Here is a 15,270-nt window from a genome sequence, read left to right as displayed (position 1 = left end):
TATTGACCTCAGCCCTCTGCATGCTGGCGAATCCGCTTCGTCCTCCCTTACCACCCGCCGGCGACAAAGTCCTGACCGCCCAGGCAATAATGAATAATAAATTAAAAGCATTCTCATTTATTATTAAACTGCCAATGCGTGTTATTCCCATTAGCATTTTAAATAAAACATTTTTAAATTTACTTTTTGCAAATAATTAAATAACAAATTATAGTGGCAGCCAATAACATCTATTATTTAATTCCAGGAGTGCAACGATGCTGAAAACGGACATGATTGACAAACTCAATGAACAGATGAATCTTGAACTCTATTCTTCTCTTCTTTATCAGCAGATGAGCGCCTGGTGCAGTTACCACAGTTTTGAAGGCGCCGCGGCCTTCCTGCGTCGCCATGCTCAGGAAGAGATGACCCATATGCAGCGCCTGTTCGACTATCTAACCGACACCGGCAGCCTGCCGCGGATCAACGCTATCGCCTCCCCGTTTGCCGAATATGCCTCACTCGACGAGCTGTTCCGCCAGACCTACGAGCATGAGCAGCTGATCACGCAAAAAATAAATGAACTGGCGCACGCGGCCATGACCAGCCAGGATTACCCGACCTTTAATTTCCTGCAGTGGTATGTTGCTGAACAGCATGAAGAAGAGAAATTATTTAAATCGGTGATCGATAAACTGACCCTCGCTGGGAAAAGCGGCGAAGGTCTGTACTTTATCGATAAAGAGCTGGCTACCCTCGACGCGCAGAATTAATCCCCCGCGCCGCGACAGTCCGTGTCGCGGCCCTCTTAATGTCGGCAGATCTTATTTTCTGCGGTAGTAAAACCTTCCTCTCTGGCAATAAATTTGCCTTTTTTCTCTAAAAACGCCACCAACTGTGCGGCGCTTAGATTCTCTGCTGAACAGGTGTGAAACCGCGCCTCTTCGCCAAAGCGGCGGCGAATGGCGGCCTCCAGCGAGGCGACCGTCCAGGACTCACCCGAGGCGAGCATCATCTGTAAAACTTCATGACCATGAATAGAAGACATAACCCCTCCTGCAAAAACCGCCAGCTTAGGCCAGACCGTCAACCCGCGCCTTGCGCCAGCGCAGGCTTTCGCCCTCTTATTATGTAAACATTTCATTACACAACTTGTAATCCCGATTTGACGAAAGCCGTAATATCCCCTACTCTGCGCGGCATAATTTATTGTTATTTGCTGTAGGGATAGCGAAAAGCGTGAAAAACCGCACTCTGGGCAGTATTTTAATCGTAGCTGGCACCACCATCGGTGCAGGAATGTTGGCAATGCCATTGGCCGCCGCAGGCGTCGGCTTTACCGTCACGTTGGGTTTACTTTTCACCCTGTGGGCATTGATGTGCTATACCGCCCTTTTGCTGCTGGAAGTCTACCAGCATGTCCCTGCCGATATGGGGCTCGGTTCTCTGGCGGCGCGCTATCTGGGCCGTTATGGGCAGTGGGTTACCGGATTCTGCATGCTGTTTCTGCTGTACGCCCTCACGGCAGCCTATATCAGTGGCGCCGGTGAATTACTCGCTTCCAGCCTCAACCAGTGGCTGGACTGGCAGCTACCGCCGGCCGCAGGCGTACTGATCTTCACCCTCCTCGGCGGGGCGGTAGTGTGCATTGGCACCGCGCTGGTGGATCTGTTCAATCGCTTCCTGTTTAGCGCCAAAATCGTCTTCCTGGTGATTATGCTGGCCCTGCTGATGCCGCACATTCATCAGGTGAACCTGCTGACGCTGCCGGTTGAGCAAGGCCTGGCCCTGTCGGCCATTCCGGTGATTTTCACCTCCTTTGGTTTTCACGGCAGCGTCCCGAGCATCGTCAGCTATCTGGGGGGGGATATTCGCAAATTGCGCCGGGTATTTATCATCGGCAGCTTTATTCCTCTGGTGGCCTATATTTTCTGGCAGCTGGCGACGCTGGGCAGTATCGACGCCCCGGCCTTTACCGCCATGCTGGCAAATAACGCTGGTCTGAACGGCCTGCTGGAGGCGATCCGCGAAGTGGTGGCGTCACCGCATGTGGAGCTGGCCGTTCACCTGTTTGCCGACCTTGCGCTGGCGACGTCATTCCTCGGCGTCTCGCTCGGCCTGTTTGATTATCTGGCGGATATGTTTCAGCGTAAAAACAGCGTCGGCGGGCGTCTGCAGAGCGGGATAATCACCTTCCTGCCGCCGCTGGCGTTCGCCCTGTTCTATCCCCGCGGTTTCGTCATGGCCCTCGGCTACGCCGGGGTGGCATTAGCCGTGCTGGCGCTGATAATGCCGGCCCTGCTGGTCATGAAGAGTCGCCGAGAGCATCCGCAGGCTACCTGGCGGGTCGCCGGCGGCGCACCGACGCTATGGCTGGTTCTGCTGTGCGGGATCGGCATCGTGGCTATTCAGTTCAGCATCGCTGCCGGGTTGTTGCCCGCGGTGGGATAAAAAAGGGGCCTGCTGGCCCCTTGTTCATTTCGCTAAGCAACACTGCTTATACTTTTTACCGCTGCCGCATGGGCAGGGATCGTTGCGTCCGACTTTCGCTTCATTTCTTATTGGCTGCGGGGCCTCCACCGGCTGCGGATTCGCTATCCAGTACTGGTAAAGCGCCAGCGCCGCCGGCGTGATACGCTCGATGCTGGCGATAAATTCATCCGCCGTCAGATTATCCAGCGCGCTAAACTGTTCTTCGCTGCCGTGGAGCGCGATAGCGTCCAGCTCCGGCTGGAGTTCAGCGGGCAACGTCGACCAGTCGCTCAGCGCCACGCCGCGCAGATAGCCAAAGCACCACTCCTCAACTATGGTCAGCTCCTGACCTTCCGCTTCGCGGGTGCCGAACAGCGGTTCGAACTGATCGGGATAAGACTCCAGCCGTTCGGCGATATCGCTCATATGCTGCAGCGTCAGATTGACAAAGCGATCGCGCTCGCGATCGTTGGCCCAGCGCGGGACATTATCCGCCCCGCCCCAAATCGCCAGCAGCCACTGAGCGGGTTCGATGTCGGTCGGCGCAGAGAGGATCGCCGTCAGCAGGCCATCCAGTTCAGAGACATCCAGAATGGCGCCTTCGGCGGCGTATTTCGCCAGAGTGTCATCCAGCCATTCCAGTTCGTTTTCGTTCAAAGGTCCGGTATTCATTCACAGGCTCGCATGGTAAAAATCGGGCCTACAGTAGCCGAATTGCCGACAGAAAGCCACCCGGCGATACCTATTGCGCCGGTGTCAACGATACGCGATCAGGCCAGGCCGCGCAGCGCCGACGCCACCTCACGACAGGCCTCCTCCCCTAACGAAAGCAAAGGACGGGGAAGCGAGTCTGGATCGCACAGTCCGAGCATCGCTGCGGCGCTGGCTATCACTCGCAGGCTACCACCATAGCGATCAAAGCATCGCCATAGGGGGGCCAGCTGCTCATTCAGTGCCGCAGTCTGCGCCACATCGCCGCTACGTATCGCTCTTACCAGCGCCAGTGAGCAGCGGGGAAAGAGTCCGCCGCAGACCGAATACCAGGCTTCGCAGCCGGCCTGCAACCCGGCAGTGGCCCACGCATCGCCGCTAACGCCAAGCGTAACGCGAGAGGGAAGATGCTGACGCAGGGCCGCTACACGTTCGCTCGCCTGTGGCGCGGGCAGGCCGGGAATTTTAATCGAGGCAATGGCCGGCAAGGCGGCGATGCGCCCCTGCAGCTCATCCGCCAGCATTACGTGGGTAGTGCGGGGATTGTCATACAGGCAAACCGGCACCGAGACATGCCGACAGACTTCTTCGTAAAAGGCAAAGATCTCCTCCGCGGAAAGCGGCTGATAGGACATCATCGGCAGTAATAACGCATCCGCCCCTGCCTCCTGAGCATCCTCCACCAGGCGTAGCACCTCGTTAGTCGCAATGGCGCCGACGCCGACCATCATCGGGATCGACCCCGCATGCGCCTTCGCCACCTGCACCACTCGTCTGCGCTGCTCACGGCTGAGATAAGCGTAGCTGCCGGTTGAACCTAAGATGCCCAGAGAGTCGACTCCGGCATCGGTAAGACGGGCGAGAATACGAATAAACGCTTTTTCATCAAAATCTTGCTGATGCAAAGGTGTCAAAGGAAATGCGCAAAGTCCAGTGAACATGATGCCTCCGGCAGGCTGGGCTGAGAGTCCGTTTGATAGTAGCAAGGCGCGATCGTTTTGTCCTGGGACAAATGAGAAATTGACTGTAAGGCTAGAGTTAACCGAAAAACGCCGTGGCGTCAGGCTGGCGGGAATGGTATCAGAAAGCGAAAGTACAGAAACAAAAAAACCACCCGTAGGTGGTTTCACGACACTGCTTATTGCTTTGATTATTCTGTATTTCCCAATGGTACCCGGAGCGGGACTTGAACCCGCACAGCGCGAACGCCGAGGGATTTTAAATCCCTTGTGTCTACCGATTCCACCATCCGGGCTCGGGATATAAAGTGGAGGCGCGTTCCGGAGTCGAACCGGACTAGACGGATTTGCAATCCGCTACATAACCGCTTTGCTAACGCGCCTTTAATACTGAAGCACCCGCAACTGCCGATGCTGTTAATCTGGAGCGGGAAACGAGACTCGAACTCGCGACCCCGACCTTGGCAAGGTCGTGCTCTACCAACTGAGCTATTCCCGCATCATCAAGTTATTTGCTAATCACTTGATTTTGTTATCGTCTGGAAGACTGTGCCGCCGTTCGATGCGTTGCATTCTACTTATCTCTCGCGGTGAGTCAACGGTATTTTTCGCAACTTTGTATCGTTTGCTGAAAATAACGGCGAAACGATCACTGATCAAGCAAATCGCCGCGCGCCGCGTTCAAATACTGCAGCATCGACCACAGCGTCAGCACCGCCGCCACGAGGAAAAGCGCGATCCCGGCCCACTCCACCCACGGATAAGGACGCCACAGCATCCATACCAGGGCGGTCATCTGGGCGGTCGTTTTCACTTTGCCAATCCACGAGACCGCCACGCTGCTGCGTTTCCCCAGCTCCGCCATCCACTCACGCAGCGCGGAGATAATGATCTCACGGGCAATCATGGTCGCCGCCGGTAGCGTGACCCACCAGGTGTGATAGTGTTCGGCAACCAGCACCATGGCGATAGCCACCATGACTTTATCGGCAACCGGGTCGAGGAAGGCGCCAAAACGGGTGCTCTGATTCCAGCGACGAGCGAGGAAACCATCAAACCAGTCGGTTACCGCGGCAACAAAGAAGATCAGCGCGCAGGCAAACGGCGCCCAGCTAAAGGGCAGATAAAACGCCAGCACAAAAAACGGGATCAGGATGACGCGAAACAGAGTAAGCAACGTAGGGATATTAAATTGCATAGTGACGGGTAACTATCTGTTGTAAGTAAAAATTAGCCCTATGTTGCTACAGAGCCCCTAATGTTTCAACGAGTAGAAGATCTTTTCTGCCAGAGCGTGAGAGATGCCCGGTACTTTAGCAATTTCTTCGACGCTGGCCTGCTGTAGCCCCTGCAGCCCACCCATATACTTCAGCAGCATCTGACGACGCTTCGGCCCCACCCCCTCGATAGTCTCAAGCGAGCTGGTGCTCTTCACTTTCGCCCGTTTTTTGCGATGCCCGGAGATCGCATGATCGTGCGATTCATCGCGAATATGCTGGATCACATGCAGGGCCGGCGAATCCGGCGGCAGGCTAAACCCTTCCCCTTCCGGCTCAAAGAATAACGTTTCCAGACCCGCTTTTCGATCGCTACCTTTCGCCACGCCCAGCAGCAGCGGATGATGTTTATCCCAGGGGACGTCCAGTTCAGCAAACACGGCTTTCGCCTGGGCCAGCTGTCCCTTGCCGCCGTCTATCAGGATCACATCCGGGATCTTGTTGTCATCAATCGCTTTACCATAGCGACGGCGCAGGACCTGATTCATCGCCGCATAGTCATCGCCAGGGGTAATGCCGGTGATGTTGTAGCGCCGATACTCCGCGCGCAGTGGGCCATTGCTGTCAAACACCACACAGGATGCTACGGTCTGTTCGCCCATGGTGTGGCTGATGTCAAAACACTCCATTCGCTTGACGGCCGGCAGCTCCAGTACGCTGGCCAGCGCCTGCAAACGCTGATGAATGGTCGATTGCTGAGACAATTTGGTCGTTAACGCTGTCGCGGCGTTGGTCCGCGCCAGCTTAAGATAACGCGCTCTGTCGCCGCGCGGCTTAGTCTGCACATTGATTCGACGACCCGCCAGCTCCGACAGCGAGTCGGCCAGCAGCGTCTTATCCCCAAGGTTAAAGTCGAGCAAAATCTCCCCCGGCAGCGTGCGCATTTGGCTGCCCTGCAGGTAGAACTGGCCGACAAAGGTCTCCACGACCTCTCCCAGCACGGTGCCGCCCGGCACTTTCGGGAAGTAGCTTCGGCTGCCCAGCACTTTGCCCTGACGGATAAACAGCACATGCACGCAGGCCATGCCGGCATCGAAGGCGACGCCGATCACGTCGAGGTCGTCACCGGTGTTGGAGACAAACTGTTTCTCCGTCACGCGGCGGACGGCCTGAATCTGGTCGCGGATGCGCGCGGCCTCTTCGAACTCCAGGTTCTGGCTCGCCTTCTCCATCCGCGCGATGAGCTGGGTCAGCACCTGGTCATCCTTGCCGGCGAGAAACAGCCGCACATACTCTACCTGCTGAGCATACTCTTCTTCGCTGACCAGCCCGGCCACGCACGGCCCCAGGCAGCGACCAATCTGATACTGCAGACAGGGGCGGGAGCGATTGCGGTAGACGCTGTTTTCACACTGACGGATGGGAAAGATTTTCTGCAGCAGCGCCAGGGTCTCGCGCACGGCATAGCCGTTGGGAAAAGGACCAAAATATTCGCCCTTCGCATGTTTGGCGCCGCGATGCATCGCCAGACGCGGATGAGTATCGCCGCTGAGAAAAATAAAAGGATACGATTTATCGTCGCGTAACAGCACGTTGTAACGTGGCTGGTACAGCTTAATATAGTTGTGCTCAAGCAGCAGCGCTTCCGTCTCGGTGTGGGTGACGGTCACGTCGATTTGCGCGATCAGCGCTACCAGCGCTTCCGTTTTACGCGACGCAAGGTTGCTGCGGAAGTAGCTACTGAGCCGCTTTTTCAGATCTTTGGCTTTGCCAACATAGATGACGGTTCCGCCAGCATCATACATCCGATACACACCGGGCTGGCTGGTCACCGTTTTCAGGAAAGCTTTTGCGTCAAAAACATCACTCACTGGCTTGCTAACGACTCCGCATTACACAGGCCATGGCGAATTGCCAGGTGGGTCAGCTCGACATCGCCATGAATGTTTAATTTACTGAACATCCGATAGCGGTAGCTGTTAACCGTTTTAGGACTCAGATTTAGCTGCTCTGAGATCTCATTCACCTTCTGACCTTTGGTGATCATCAGCATAATCTGCAATTCGCGTTCAGACAAACTGGCAAACGGCGATTCTGTCTTTTCGGGTTCAATCTGACTTAACGCCATTTGCTGGGCAATATCGGAGGCAATATAGCGCTGCCCGGACGCGACGCAGCGGATGGCATTCACCACTTCCTGCGGCGCGGCGCCTTTACTGAGATAGCCTGCCGCGCCCGCCTGCATGACCTTGGCAGGTAAAGGATTCTCGGTATGCACGGTCAACATGATCACTTTGGTGCCCGCCACGGAGCGCGCGATTTTGCGCGTCGCTTCAAGACCACCGATCCCAGGCATGTTCATGTCCATCAGGACGACATCTGCGGAATTAGCCCGGCACCACTTGACGGCGTCCTCGCCGCAGCAGGCTTCGCCAGCGACTTTAATCCCTTTTATATCTTCCAGAATGCGTCGTATCCCTGCGCGCACCAGTTCGTGGTCATCAACAAGAAGAACGTTGATCAAAGGAATAATCTCCAGAATGAGGGATAACGCTACTGATACTTTATCTCCCACATATTACCGGGTTTTATTGCTATTTTAAAAGGCAAAAAAATGCCCTCGCCTCGATTTGGCTCTCATTTATGGCAATGTCTGTGCACACTAAGTGGAAAGTCATTGAGAACAGACAGTTGCCCGGCTCTTATTTTTTAACAATACTCATACAGAAGGCACAAAAAACACAACAGATTACGTAGCGCATAAATACGAAGCAAAATATGTAACAATTATTAACGAGCTAAATAGATGGGGGAAATTATTGGCTTGCCGACGGCTATTACGTATTATCCGAAGCATCAAAACATTCACAGCTCAGATGAGAGAACAGAAATTAAGCACACCTTTTTTTTCTGTCGCTTGTGGTATACTGCGCGGCCTTCACATTGAGTAGAGCGCAATAGCGCAGCGAGTAAACGAGGATATCGATGAGCACACCAGATTTTTCCACTGCAGAAAATAAGCAGGAACTGGCGCAGGAAGTCTCCTGCCTGAAAGCGATGATTACGCTGATGCTGCAGGCGATGGGCCAGGCGGATGCGGGGCGCGTGATTATTAAAATGGAAAAGCAGATTTCACAGATGGAAGATGAGGCTCAGGCCGCCGTATTCTCCAGCACCGTTAAGCAGATTAAACAAGCCTATCGGCAGTAATCCTGTGCCGGCTGAAAGTATCACTGACAGCCGGTATCACGTCTGACACGCAGAACGGCAGGCGCATTCAGATTAGCCCAGTCGCCACGGCGTAGCAGGCAATTTGCGTTTTATTCGGCGCATTAAATTTCCGCTGCATATTCTTCTGATGGAAATTCACCGTATTTTCCGAAATCGAGAGAATCATCGCCACCTCCGCCGAAGTCTTTCCTTCCGCCGTCCATTTGAGGATTTCCAGTTCGCGGCGGCTGAACTTCATCTCCGGCGGCATCACCATCTCATCTTCCAGACGCAGCAGCGTCAGCAAGCTTAGTTCAGTCAGCGTTCGCAGACGCAGCTCAAGCTCATCTTCAGGGTAACCGCCCGGCAGACGATTGTTCGCTGAGACAGAGAGAAATCCCTGAGCATGGTTTGGCAACGTCAGGCACTGCGTCACGCCCTTTTGCAGACCATGGTCACGCGCCCCGTCCCACAGTGCCGGCGCATCACGAAACAGGCTGTCGTTCCATGGCAGATGGCCACGCATAAAATTCTCCGGCCGTAACACAGGATCTATCGCGAAATAATTTTCTGCCTGATAGTGCGACATCCATGCGCGGGGGTAAGTCGACTGGAACGTAACGCGGGGGCGGGTGAAAGGCACCGGGTGGCGCACACAAAGCGTGTAGTAATCATATTCCAGCGCTTCGGTTTCACGTTGCAGGAGATTATAAACCTCCTCGCCGGTGGCCATGGACTGAAATTGGTGCAGCATATCCCGCCGCCAGCTGAAAAAATCATTGTCCCTCATAGCTGTGCAAATAACTCCTGATTGATAATCATTATTATAAATACAGAAAACTAACACATAAATCTTATTTATATGTATAAAATATCGTAGCTGTCGCATTTATTAGTCTGAAGGCTTGCCATTTTCCCGCTCGCCGCACAGAAACATAGCGTTTTTCTCCCATCATGTTCTACACCCTGCCAAGGGCGATGGGAAGCGGTGTATACGGCCGTGGGAGTCAATAGCGCAAAGACGTGTCGCGGGGGCGTTACCCCGCCGCGAGAGTGGGCTAAACGCGGCGGCTCCCGCGAATTTGAGCCGCCGCGCCAGCCCATGCTTTACTGCATCAGGAATTTTTCAAGGAACTGACGGGTACGCGGCTGCTGGGGCGAAGCGAACAACGCTTTTGCCTCGCCTTGTTCGACAATGCGTCCCTGATCCATAAATATCGCCCGATCGGCTACGTCGCGGGCGAAACTCATTTCATGGGTCACGATCACCATGGTGCGTTTTTCCTGCGCCAGCTGACGGATGGTGTTGAGCACCTCCCCCACCAGCTCAGGATCGAGGGCCGAGGTGGGTTCATCAAACAGGATCACGTCCGGACGCATAGCCAGCGCGCGGGCAATAGCCACTCGCTGCTGCTGCCCGCCGGAGAGACGGCGCGGATAGCTATTCTCTTTTCCGCTGAGCCCCACCTTCGCCAGCAGTTCGCGCGCCCGCGCCATGGACTCCTGCTTATCTTCACCTTTTACGATGACCGGCCCTTCAATAATGTTCTCCAGCACCGTACGGTGGGGAAACAGATTAAAGTTCTGGAAGACAAAGCCGACGTGCTGGCGCAGCTGGCGAATGAGCCCTTTCTGCGGCCCGAGGCTGCGACCGGCGTCGATCGTCACATCACCGACGCGGATAGTGCCGCTCTCCGGTTGCTCCAGCAGGTTGATGCTACGCAGCAGGGTGGTTTTGCCCGAGCCGCTGGGCCCGATGATCGCCACCACTTCCCCTTTCTGTACCTCCAGGTCGATACCATGGAGCACCGTCTGGCCATGGAATTTTTTTACCAGGCTTTTCACTTCTATCGCACTCATTTCGGATCACGCTCCTGGCGGTTCAGCTGGTTTTCAAAATAATTCTGCAGCGAGGAGAGCACTGTCGCCATTACCCAGTAGATCAGGGAGGCCGCCAGATACATGGTGAAGACCTCCAGGGTTCGCGAGGTGATTAGCTGCGCCTGACGAAACAGCTCCGGCACCTGGATCGTTGCCGCCAGCGAGGTATCTTTTACCAGGCTGATAAAACTGTTCGACAGCGGCGGCAAAGCGACCCGCGCCGCCTGGGGTAAAATGGCCCGACGCATCGTCTGCCAGGGCGTCATACCGATACTGGCCGCCGCTTCCCATTGCCCTTTATCAATCGAGGCGATGGCCGCGCGCAGCGTTTCCGCCGCATAGGCCGCAGTATTCAACGACAGGCCGATCATCGCCGCCGGGATCGGGTCAAGCTCAATGCCGAACTGCGGCAAGCCGTAGTAGATCATAAACAGCTGGGCGATAAGCGGCGTGCCGCGGAAAATGGAGATATACATGCGCGCCAGCCATTTTACCGGCCAGACTGGCGACATGCGCATCAGCGCCAGGATAAAGCCCAGCACCAGGCCGAAAAACATCCCGCCAATGCTCAGCTGCAGCGTAAAGACGGCCCCTTTCAGCAGAAAAGGGGCGGAATCAATGACCAGTTGGATACTTTCTTGCATGCTGTCGTTTCTGTATTAGAGGTGAGGATGATAGGCAAACAGCGCCGGCGCTCCGCCGGTGTGGACGAACAGTATCGGCCCTTCATCCTTAAAGCGCTTCTGCGTGATGCCGTCGATAAGCCCGGCCATCGCTTTGCCGGTATAGACCGGGTCGAGCAAAATACCTTCCAGCTGCGCCAGCAGCTTCACAGCGGCCATCCCATCTTCGTTTGGCGTACCGTATCCTGGGGCAAAGTAGTCATCCCACAGTATAATTTCAGCCTTCGCCTGTAGCTCGAGACTGTTGGCCACGGCCTGCTGCAGCGCCACCACTTTCGGCAACTGGTCAGCGACCGAGCGCGACACGGTCACCCCAATCAGTTCCGCCTGCGGCATCAGCTGTTCAAGGCCGACCGCCAATCCGGCATGGGTGCCGGCGCTGCCGGAGGCGACCACGACTGACGAGATCGCCACCGCGTCTTCGCACTGCTGGCTGATTTCCAGTGCGCTTTCCACATAGCCTAACGCGCCGAGGGCATTGGAGCCGCCGACCGGAATAACATACGGACGATACCCCTGCGCCTCAATGCGGGTCGCCAGCTCATCGAGCTGGGCGGAGGGATCGGTCAGGGCATCACACATCTCAACCTGGGTGTTAAAGAGATCCAGCAGCAGACGGTTGCCATTGCTCAGATAGTTCTCCGCCCGGGTGCCGATGGGATTTTCCAGTAGCGCCACGCAATGCAGTCCCAGTTTCGCAGCGACTGCCGCCGTCTGACGCACATGGTTAGACTGGATCGCGCCGGCGGTGATTAAGGTATCCGCGCCCTCGCGCAGCGCATCGGCGGCGAGAAACTCCAGCTTACGCAGTTTGTTGCCCCCCATCGCCAGCGGCGTCGTATCATCACGTTTAATAAAAATTTCGCGCCCAAGGTGATCGGACAGACGCGGGAGATACTCCAGCGGCGTCGGCGCGCCGATCAATTCCAGGCGCGGAAAGCGGGTTAAGTTTTGCAGTGACATGGCCCCTCCTGACTCAGTTATGCTTCATTATGCACACAGTTACGCGCTAAATAAAAAAAGGCGCTTCCAGGAGCGCCTTTTTTCACCGCTGTCCGTTATTTCGTCACGTCAGCGCCAAACCATTTCTCGGACAGCGCCTTCAGGCTGCCATCTTTCTGCATGTCTGCAATCGCGCCATCTACCGCTTTCAGCAGGTCGTCGTTGCCTTTACGCAGCGCAACGCCAGCTTCCTGACGAGAGAAGGCTTCGCCGGTTACCGCCAGCGTATTGTTGGTTTTCTTCACCAGATCCAACGCCGCCAGACGGTCTACCAGAATGGCGTCAATACGGCCTACACGCAGATCCTGGTATTTGGTGGGATCGTCATCATAGGTACGGACATCCACGCCCTGGACATTCTGACGCAGCCACTCTTCATAGTTAGTGCCCAGTCCGACGCCCACTTTCTTGCCTTTCAGATCCGCCGCGGTTTTAATCACGCCTTCGTTACCCTTCTTCACCAGCGCCTGCACGCCGGAGACGGTATATGGGGTGGAGAAATCGTATTTCTTCTTACGTTCGTCAGAGATAGTGACCTGGTTAATCACCACGTCGATACGCTTGGAGTCCAGCGAGGCCAGCATACCGTCCCACTTGGTCGGTTTGAGATCGGCCTTCACGCCAAGATGTTTCGCCAGTTCGTTAGCGAATTCCACTTCAAACCCGGTCAGCTTGCCGTCATCCCCCTGGAAACTAAAGGGAGGGTAGGTGCCTTCGAGGCCCACGCGTAGGGTGCCGCGCTCTTTAATCTGATTGAGCAGGTTTTCCGCCGCAAAAGTTTTCACGCTGACGCCAGCCATCAAAACAACGGCCATCGCGCCCATCATCGCCTGACGACCCAGAAGTGCTAATTTCATAGATACCCCGAAGGTTAGGATTTTCCTGTAGTGTAAGGCGCTTAATGCCCTGACACCAACATCGTTACGCTACATCTTATGCAAATTTATTATATATGATCCGCTTTAGGGTATAGCGAAAATCAGGGCTTTCCTCACCCTTTTTGCTGGATATCTCCCATACTGCAAAGGTCAGCCTGTTGACGTCTGGAGCATGGAAGATGAAAAACCCCACCTTATTGCAATGTTTTCACTGGTACTACCCCACCGGCGGCGAGCTGTGGCCTGAGGTCGAAGCGCTGGCGCCCAGCCTGAATGAAATCGGCATCAATATGGTCTGGTTGCCACCCGCCTACAAAGGCGCCTCGGGCGGTTACTCCGTCGGCTATGATACCTACGATCTCTTTGACCTCGGCGAGTTTGATCAAAAAGGGTCTGTCGCCACCAAATATGGCGACAAAGCGCAGTTGCTGGCGGCGATCAACGCCCTGAAGGAGCACAATATCGCCGTACTGCTGGATGTGGTGGTCAACCATAAAATGGGCGCTGATGAAAAAGAGGCTCTGCGCGTTCAGCGCGTCGATGAGCAGGATCGTACGCAAATTGACGAGGAGATCATTGAGTGCGAGGCATGGACGCGCTACACCTTCCCGGTGCGCGCCGGACAGTATTCGCAGTTTGTCTGGGACTACAAATGTTTTAGCGGCATTGACCACATCGAGAACCCGACGGAAGACGGTGTGTTTAAAATCGTCAACGATTACACCGGCGAAGGCTGGAATGAACAGGTCGATGATGAGCTCGGCAACTTTGACTATCTGATGGGCGCCAATATCGATTTCCGCAATCATGCAGTGACCGAGGAGATCAAATACTGGGCGCGCTGGGTAATGGAGCAGACCGGCTGCGACGGTTTTCGTCTTGACGCGGTCAAGCATATCCCCGCCTGGTTTTATAAAGCGTGGATCGAGCATGTTCAGGAGGTGGCCCCGCAGCCGCTGTTTATTGTAGCGGAATACTGGTCCCATGAAGTGGAGAAGCTCCAGCAGTATATCGACCTGGTCGAGGGCAAAACGATGCTGTTTGATGCCCCACTGCAGATGAAATTTCATGAAGCGTCGCGCCAGGGCCGCGATTATGACATGAGCCAGATTTTCAGCGGGACGCTGGTGGAAGCCGACCCTTTCCATGCCGTCACTCTGGTCACCAATCATGATACGCAGCCGCTGCAGGCCCTCGAGGCGCCGGTTGAACCCTGGTTCAAGCCCCTCGCCTATGCGCTGATCCTGCTGCGGGAGAATGGCGTGCCCTCGGTCTTTTATGCCGATCTCTTCGGCGCTTCCTATGAGGATACCGGCGGCGACGGAGAGACCTATGCCATTGAGATGCCCGTTATCGAACAACTCCACGAGCTGATCGACGCTCGTCAGCGTTTTGCCCATGGCGTGCAAACCCTTTGGTTCGATCATCCTAACTGCATCGCCTTTAGTCGTAGCGGTACTGACGACGATCCAGGCTGCGTGGTGATCATGTCCAATGGCGATGAGGGCGAAAAGACGCTGACGCTGGGCGAAAACTATGGCAACAAACGCTGGCGGGATTTTCTCGGTAACCGGGAAGAGATTGTCGAAACCGATGGCGAAGGCTGCGCGACCTTTACATGTAACGGGGGGAGCGTGAGCGTGTGGGTGTTAGAGGAGGTGCTGTAGTTCCCTGACGCCGGGCGGGCCAGCTATGGCCCGCCAAAATCTCAGCGCGTGGAGGCCGGCGCGCTGACGGGCCCCGTCGCTCGCGCTTTGGCCCACGCCTTCTCGCACTCCGGAGTGAGACGTTCAACACGGGACAACGTCATCCGATCGTAGGAGATTGTGTTGCCCTCGCGCTCGACAGGATAGATGTCCAGGGAAGCGGTCACGTTGTAGATCTCACTGTCACGATTCATCAGTTTCCCCGGCTGCGCAATCACGCGCTGCCACTGGCGGCAGTCGAAGGTGTCCCCTTCTTTGGTGACAATCAGGCTGGCAATGGCGTCAGGACTCATCATCGCGCTCTGCGGCCCTTTCGTTTGCCAGAAACCTGCAAGGCCAGCCGGCGCCGGCGCTTTAACGACGTCCTCATAACGATCAACCTGTACGCAACCGGCCAGCGCCACCACCATGCCAGCAAAAAATAACTTTTTCATCATTCATCCCACAAGCCGATAAAAAAGTATTGTGGCATTAAAGCGTTAAGCCTTCCACCCCCACCGCAAAGGGATAAGCGAGCAAGCCAGCAACCGCTAACGTGGGTTTCATTTGAAGTAAGGAAATTCTGAAAG

17 protein-coding genes and 3 tRNA genes are annotated in these 15,270 nt (G+C 55.4%); 5 read left to right on the top strand and 15 right to left on the bottom strand.

Annotation, left to right across the window (positions count from 1 at the left end):
* The first annotated feature begins 20 nt into the window (after window positions 1–20).
* Complete coding sequence (locus OHJ17_RS09060) at window positions 21–200, top strand: hypothetical protein (protein WP_020324969.1); 180 nt, start codon at window positions 21–23, stop codon at window positions 198–200.
* Window positions 201–257: 57 nt separating this feature from the next.
* Window positions 258–755, top strand: coding sequence for a non-heme ferritin (ftnA, locus tag OHJ17_RS09055; RefSeq protein WP_004141101.1), 498 nt, complete (start codon window positions 258–260; stop codon window positions 753–755).
* Window positions 756–790: 35 nt separating this feature from the next.
* Here ftnA and OHJ17_RS09050 read toward each other — a convergent pair whose 3' ends face one another.
* On the bottom strand, window positions 791–1,030 hold the full coding sequence (locus tag OHJ17_RS09050; protein ID WP_004175410.1) for a YecH family metal-binding protein: 240 nt from the start codon (window positions 1,028–1,030) through the stop codon (window positions 791–793).
* 191 nt (window positions 1,031–1,221) lie between these two features.
* On the opposite strand from OHJ17_RS09050, the gene tyrP reads away from it, so the two are divergent.
* Complete coding sequence (tyrP, locus tag OHJ17_RS09045; protein ID WP_004891013.1) at window positions 1,222–2,433, top strand: tyrosine transporter TyrP; 1,212 nt, start codon at window positions 1,222–1,224, stop codon at window positions 2,431–2,433.
* A 24-nt stretch (window positions 2,434–2,457) separates the two neighbouring features.
* On the opposite strand, the gene OHJ17_RS09040 is transcribed toward tyrP, so the two are convergent.
* The 8 genes from OHJ17_RS09040 to uvrY all read right to left on the bottom strand — a co-directional run bounded on the left by OHJ17_RS09040 (window position 2,458) and on the right by uvrY (window position 7,865).
* A complete protein-coding gene (locus OHJ17_RS09040) occupies window positions 2,458–3,126 on the bottom strand; it encodes a YecA/YgfB family protein (RefSeq protein ID WP_004141106.1) in 669 nt (222 codons plus the stop codon).
* 98 nt (window positions 3,127–3,224) lie between these two features.
* Window positions 3,225–4,106, bottom strand: coding sequence for a dihydrodipicolinate synthase family protein (locus tag OHJ17_RS09035; protein WP_023301076.1), 882 nt, complete (start codon window positions 4,104–4,106; stop codon window positions 3,225–3,227).
* Between the two features lie 227 nt (window positions 4,107–4,333).
* Window positions 4,334–4,420, bottom strand: a tRNA-Leu gene (locus OHJ17_RS09030).
* 13 nt (window positions 4,421–4,433) lie between these two features.
* Window positions 4,434–4,507, bottom strand: a tRNA-Cys gene (locus OHJ17_RS09025).
* 40 nt (window positions 4,508–4,547) lie between these two features.
* Window positions 4,548–4,623, bottom strand: a tRNA-Gly gene (locus OHJ17_RS09020).
* A gap of 150 nt (window positions 4,624–4,773) precedes the next feature.
* The gene (pgsA, locus tag OHJ17_RS09015) at window positions 4,774–5,322 is read right to left on the bottom strand and encodes a CDP-diacylglycerol--glycerol-3-phosphate 3-phosphatidyltransferase (RefSeq protein WP_004141115.1); all 549 of its coding nucleotides are present in this window, start codon (window positions 5,320–5,322) and stop codon (window positions 4,774–4,776) included.
* Window positions 5,323–5,379: 57 nt separating this feature from the next.
* Entirely contained in the window at window positions 5,380–7,212 is a 1,833-nt protein-coding gene (uvrC, locus tag OHJ17_RS09010) for an excinuclease ABC subunit UvrC (protein WP_039817844.1), read from the bottom strand.
* Window positions 7,209–7,865: a UvrY/SirA/GacA family response regulator transcription factor gene (uvrY, locus tag OHJ17_RS09005; RefSeq protein ID WP_002911539.1), complete on the bottom strand. Its 657-nt coding sequence runs from the start codon at window positions 7,863–7,865 to the stop codon at window positions 7,209–7,211. The genes uvrC and uvrY overlap by 4 nt, the downstream gene beginning before the upstream one ends.
* A gap of 461 nt (window positions 7,866–8,326) precedes the next feature.
* Here uvrY and OHJ17_RS09000 point away from each other — a divergent pair, with 461 nt between their 5' ends.
* Window positions 8,327–8,551: a DUF2594 family protein gene (locus OHJ17_RS09000; protein WP_002911541.1), complete on the top strand. Its 225-nt coding sequence runs from the start codon at window positions 8,327–8,329 to the stop codon at window positions 8,549–8,551.
* A 67-nt stretch (window positions 8,552–8,618) separates the two neighbouring features.
* Here the strand turns inward: OHJ17_RS09000 and sdiA are convergent, their stop codons facing one another.
* From sdiA to tcyJ, 5 genes are all read right to left on the bottom strand, one after another.
* Complete coding sequence (sdiA, locus tag OHJ17_RS08995; RefSeq protein WP_002911542.1) at window positions 8,619–9,341, bottom strand: transcriptional regulator SdiA; 723 nt, start codon at window positions 9,339–9,341, stop codon at window positions 8,619–8,621.
* 317 nt (window positions 9,342–9,658) lie between these two features.
* A complete protein-coding gene (tcyN, locus tag OHJ17_RS08990; protein ID WP_004151455.1) occupies window positions 9,659–10,411 on the bottom strand; it encodes an L-cystine ABC transporter ATP-binding protein TcyN in 753 nt (250 codons plus the stop codon).
* Window positions 10,408–11,076 (bottom strand): cystine ABC transporter permease, encoded by a 669-nt coding sequence (tcyL, locus tag OHJ17_RS08985; RefSeq protein WP_002911547.1) that lies wholly within the window; start codon window positions 11,074–11,076, stop codon window positions 10,408–10,410. Before tcyL ends, tcyN begins: the two co-directional genes overlap by 4 nt.
* Before the next feature lie 15 nt (window positions 11,077–11,091).
* Window positions 11,092–12,078, bottom strand: a complete 987-nt coding sequence (gene dcyD, locus OHJ17_RS08980; protein WP_009307523.1) for a D-cysteine desulfhydrase — start codon at window positions 12,076–12,078, stop codon at window positions 11,092–11,094.
* Between the two features lie 95 nt (window positions 12,079–12,173).
* Entirely contained in the window at window positions 12,174–12,974 is an 801-nt protein-coding gene (gene tcyJ / locus OHJ17_RS08975; protein ID WP_004141135.1) for a cystine ABC transporter substrate-binding protein, read from the bottom strand.
* Between the two features lie 200 nt (window positions 12,975–13,174).
* Between tcyJ and amyA the strand changes: the two genes are divergently transcribed.
* A complete protein-coding gene (gene amyA, locus OHJ17_RS08970; protein WP_004189225.1) occupies window positions 13,175–14,662 on the top strand; it encodes an alpha-amylase in 1,488 nt (495 codons plus the stop codon).
* A 41-nt stretch (window positions 14,663–14,703) separates the two neighbouring features.
* Here amyA and yedD read toward each other — a convergent pair whose 3' ends face one another.
* Window positions 14,704–15,138, bottom strand: coding sequence for a lipoprotein YedD (gene yedD, locus OHJ17_RS08965; RefSeq protein WP_004189223.1), 435 nt, complete (start codon window positions 15,136–15,138; stop codon window positions 14,704–14,706).
* Window positions 15,139–15,270 lie beyond the last annotated feature (132 nt).

The organism is Klebsiella sp. KP20-425-1, from assembly GCF_025813515.1.
GTDB lineage: Bacteria > Pseudomonadota > Gammaproteobacteria > Enterobacterales > Enterobacteriaceae > Klebsiella > Klebsiella pneumoniae.
Note: the sequence above shows the minus strand (reverse complement) of the source record. Positions and strands in the feature narration are given on the sequence as shown.

Bases quoted from the DNA above. Each gene is read 5' to 3' on its own strand.
- OHJ17_RS09060 (WP_020324969.1), top strand. From the start codon at position 21: ATGCTGGCGAATCCGCTTCGTCCTCCCTTACCACCCGCCGGCGACAAA.
- ftnA (WP_004141101.1), top strand. From the start codon at position 258: ATGCTGAAAACGGACATGATTGACAAACTCAATGAACAGATGAATCTT.
- OHJ17_RS09050 (WP_004175410.1), bottom strand. From the start codon at position 1,030: ATGTCTTCTATTCATGGTCATGAAGTTTTACAGATGATGCTCGCCTCG.
- OHJ17_RS09040 (WP_004141106.1), bottom strand. From the start codon at position 3,126: ATGAATACCGGACCTTTGAACGAAAACGAACTGGAATGGCTGGATGAC.
- OHJ17_RS09035 (WP_023301076.1), bottom strand. From the start codon at position 4,106: ATGTTCACTGGACTTTGCGCATTTCCTTTGACACCTTTGCATCAGCAA.
- pgsA (WP_004141115.1), bottom strand. From the start codon at position 5,322: ATGCAATTTAATATCCCTACGTTGCTTACTCTGTTTCGCGTCATCCTG.
- OHJ17_RS09000 (WP_002911541.1), top strand. From the start codon at position 8,327: ATGAGCACACCAGATTTTTCCACTGCAGAAAATAAGCAGGAACTGGCG.
- sdiA (WP_002911542.1), bottom strand. From the start codon at position 9,341: ATGAGGGACAATGATTTTTTCAGCTGGCGGCGGGATATGCTGCACCAA.
- tcyN (WP_004151455.1), bottom strand. From the start codon at position 10,411: ATGAGTGCGATAGAAGTGAAAAGCCTGGTAAAAAAATTCCATGGCCAG.
- tcyL (WP_002911547.1), bottom strand. From the start codon at position 11,076: ATGCAAGAAAGTATCCAACTGGTCATTGATTCCGCCCCTTTTCTGCTG.
- dcyD (WP_009307523.1), bottom strand. From the start codon at position 12,078: ATGTCACTGCAAAACTTAACCCGCTTTCCGCGCCTGGAATTGATCGGC.
- tcyJ (WP_004141135.1), bottom strand. From the start codon at position 12,974: ATGAAATTAGCACTTCTGGGTCGTCAGGCGATGATGGGCGCGATGGCC.
- amyA (WP_004189225.1), top strand. From the start codon at position 13,175: ATGAAAAACCCCACCTTATTGCAATGTTTTCACTGGTACTACCCCACC.
- yedD (WP_004189223.1), bottom strand. From the start codon at position 15,138: ATGATGAAAAAGTTATTTTTTGCTGGCATGGTGGTGGCGCTGGCCGGT.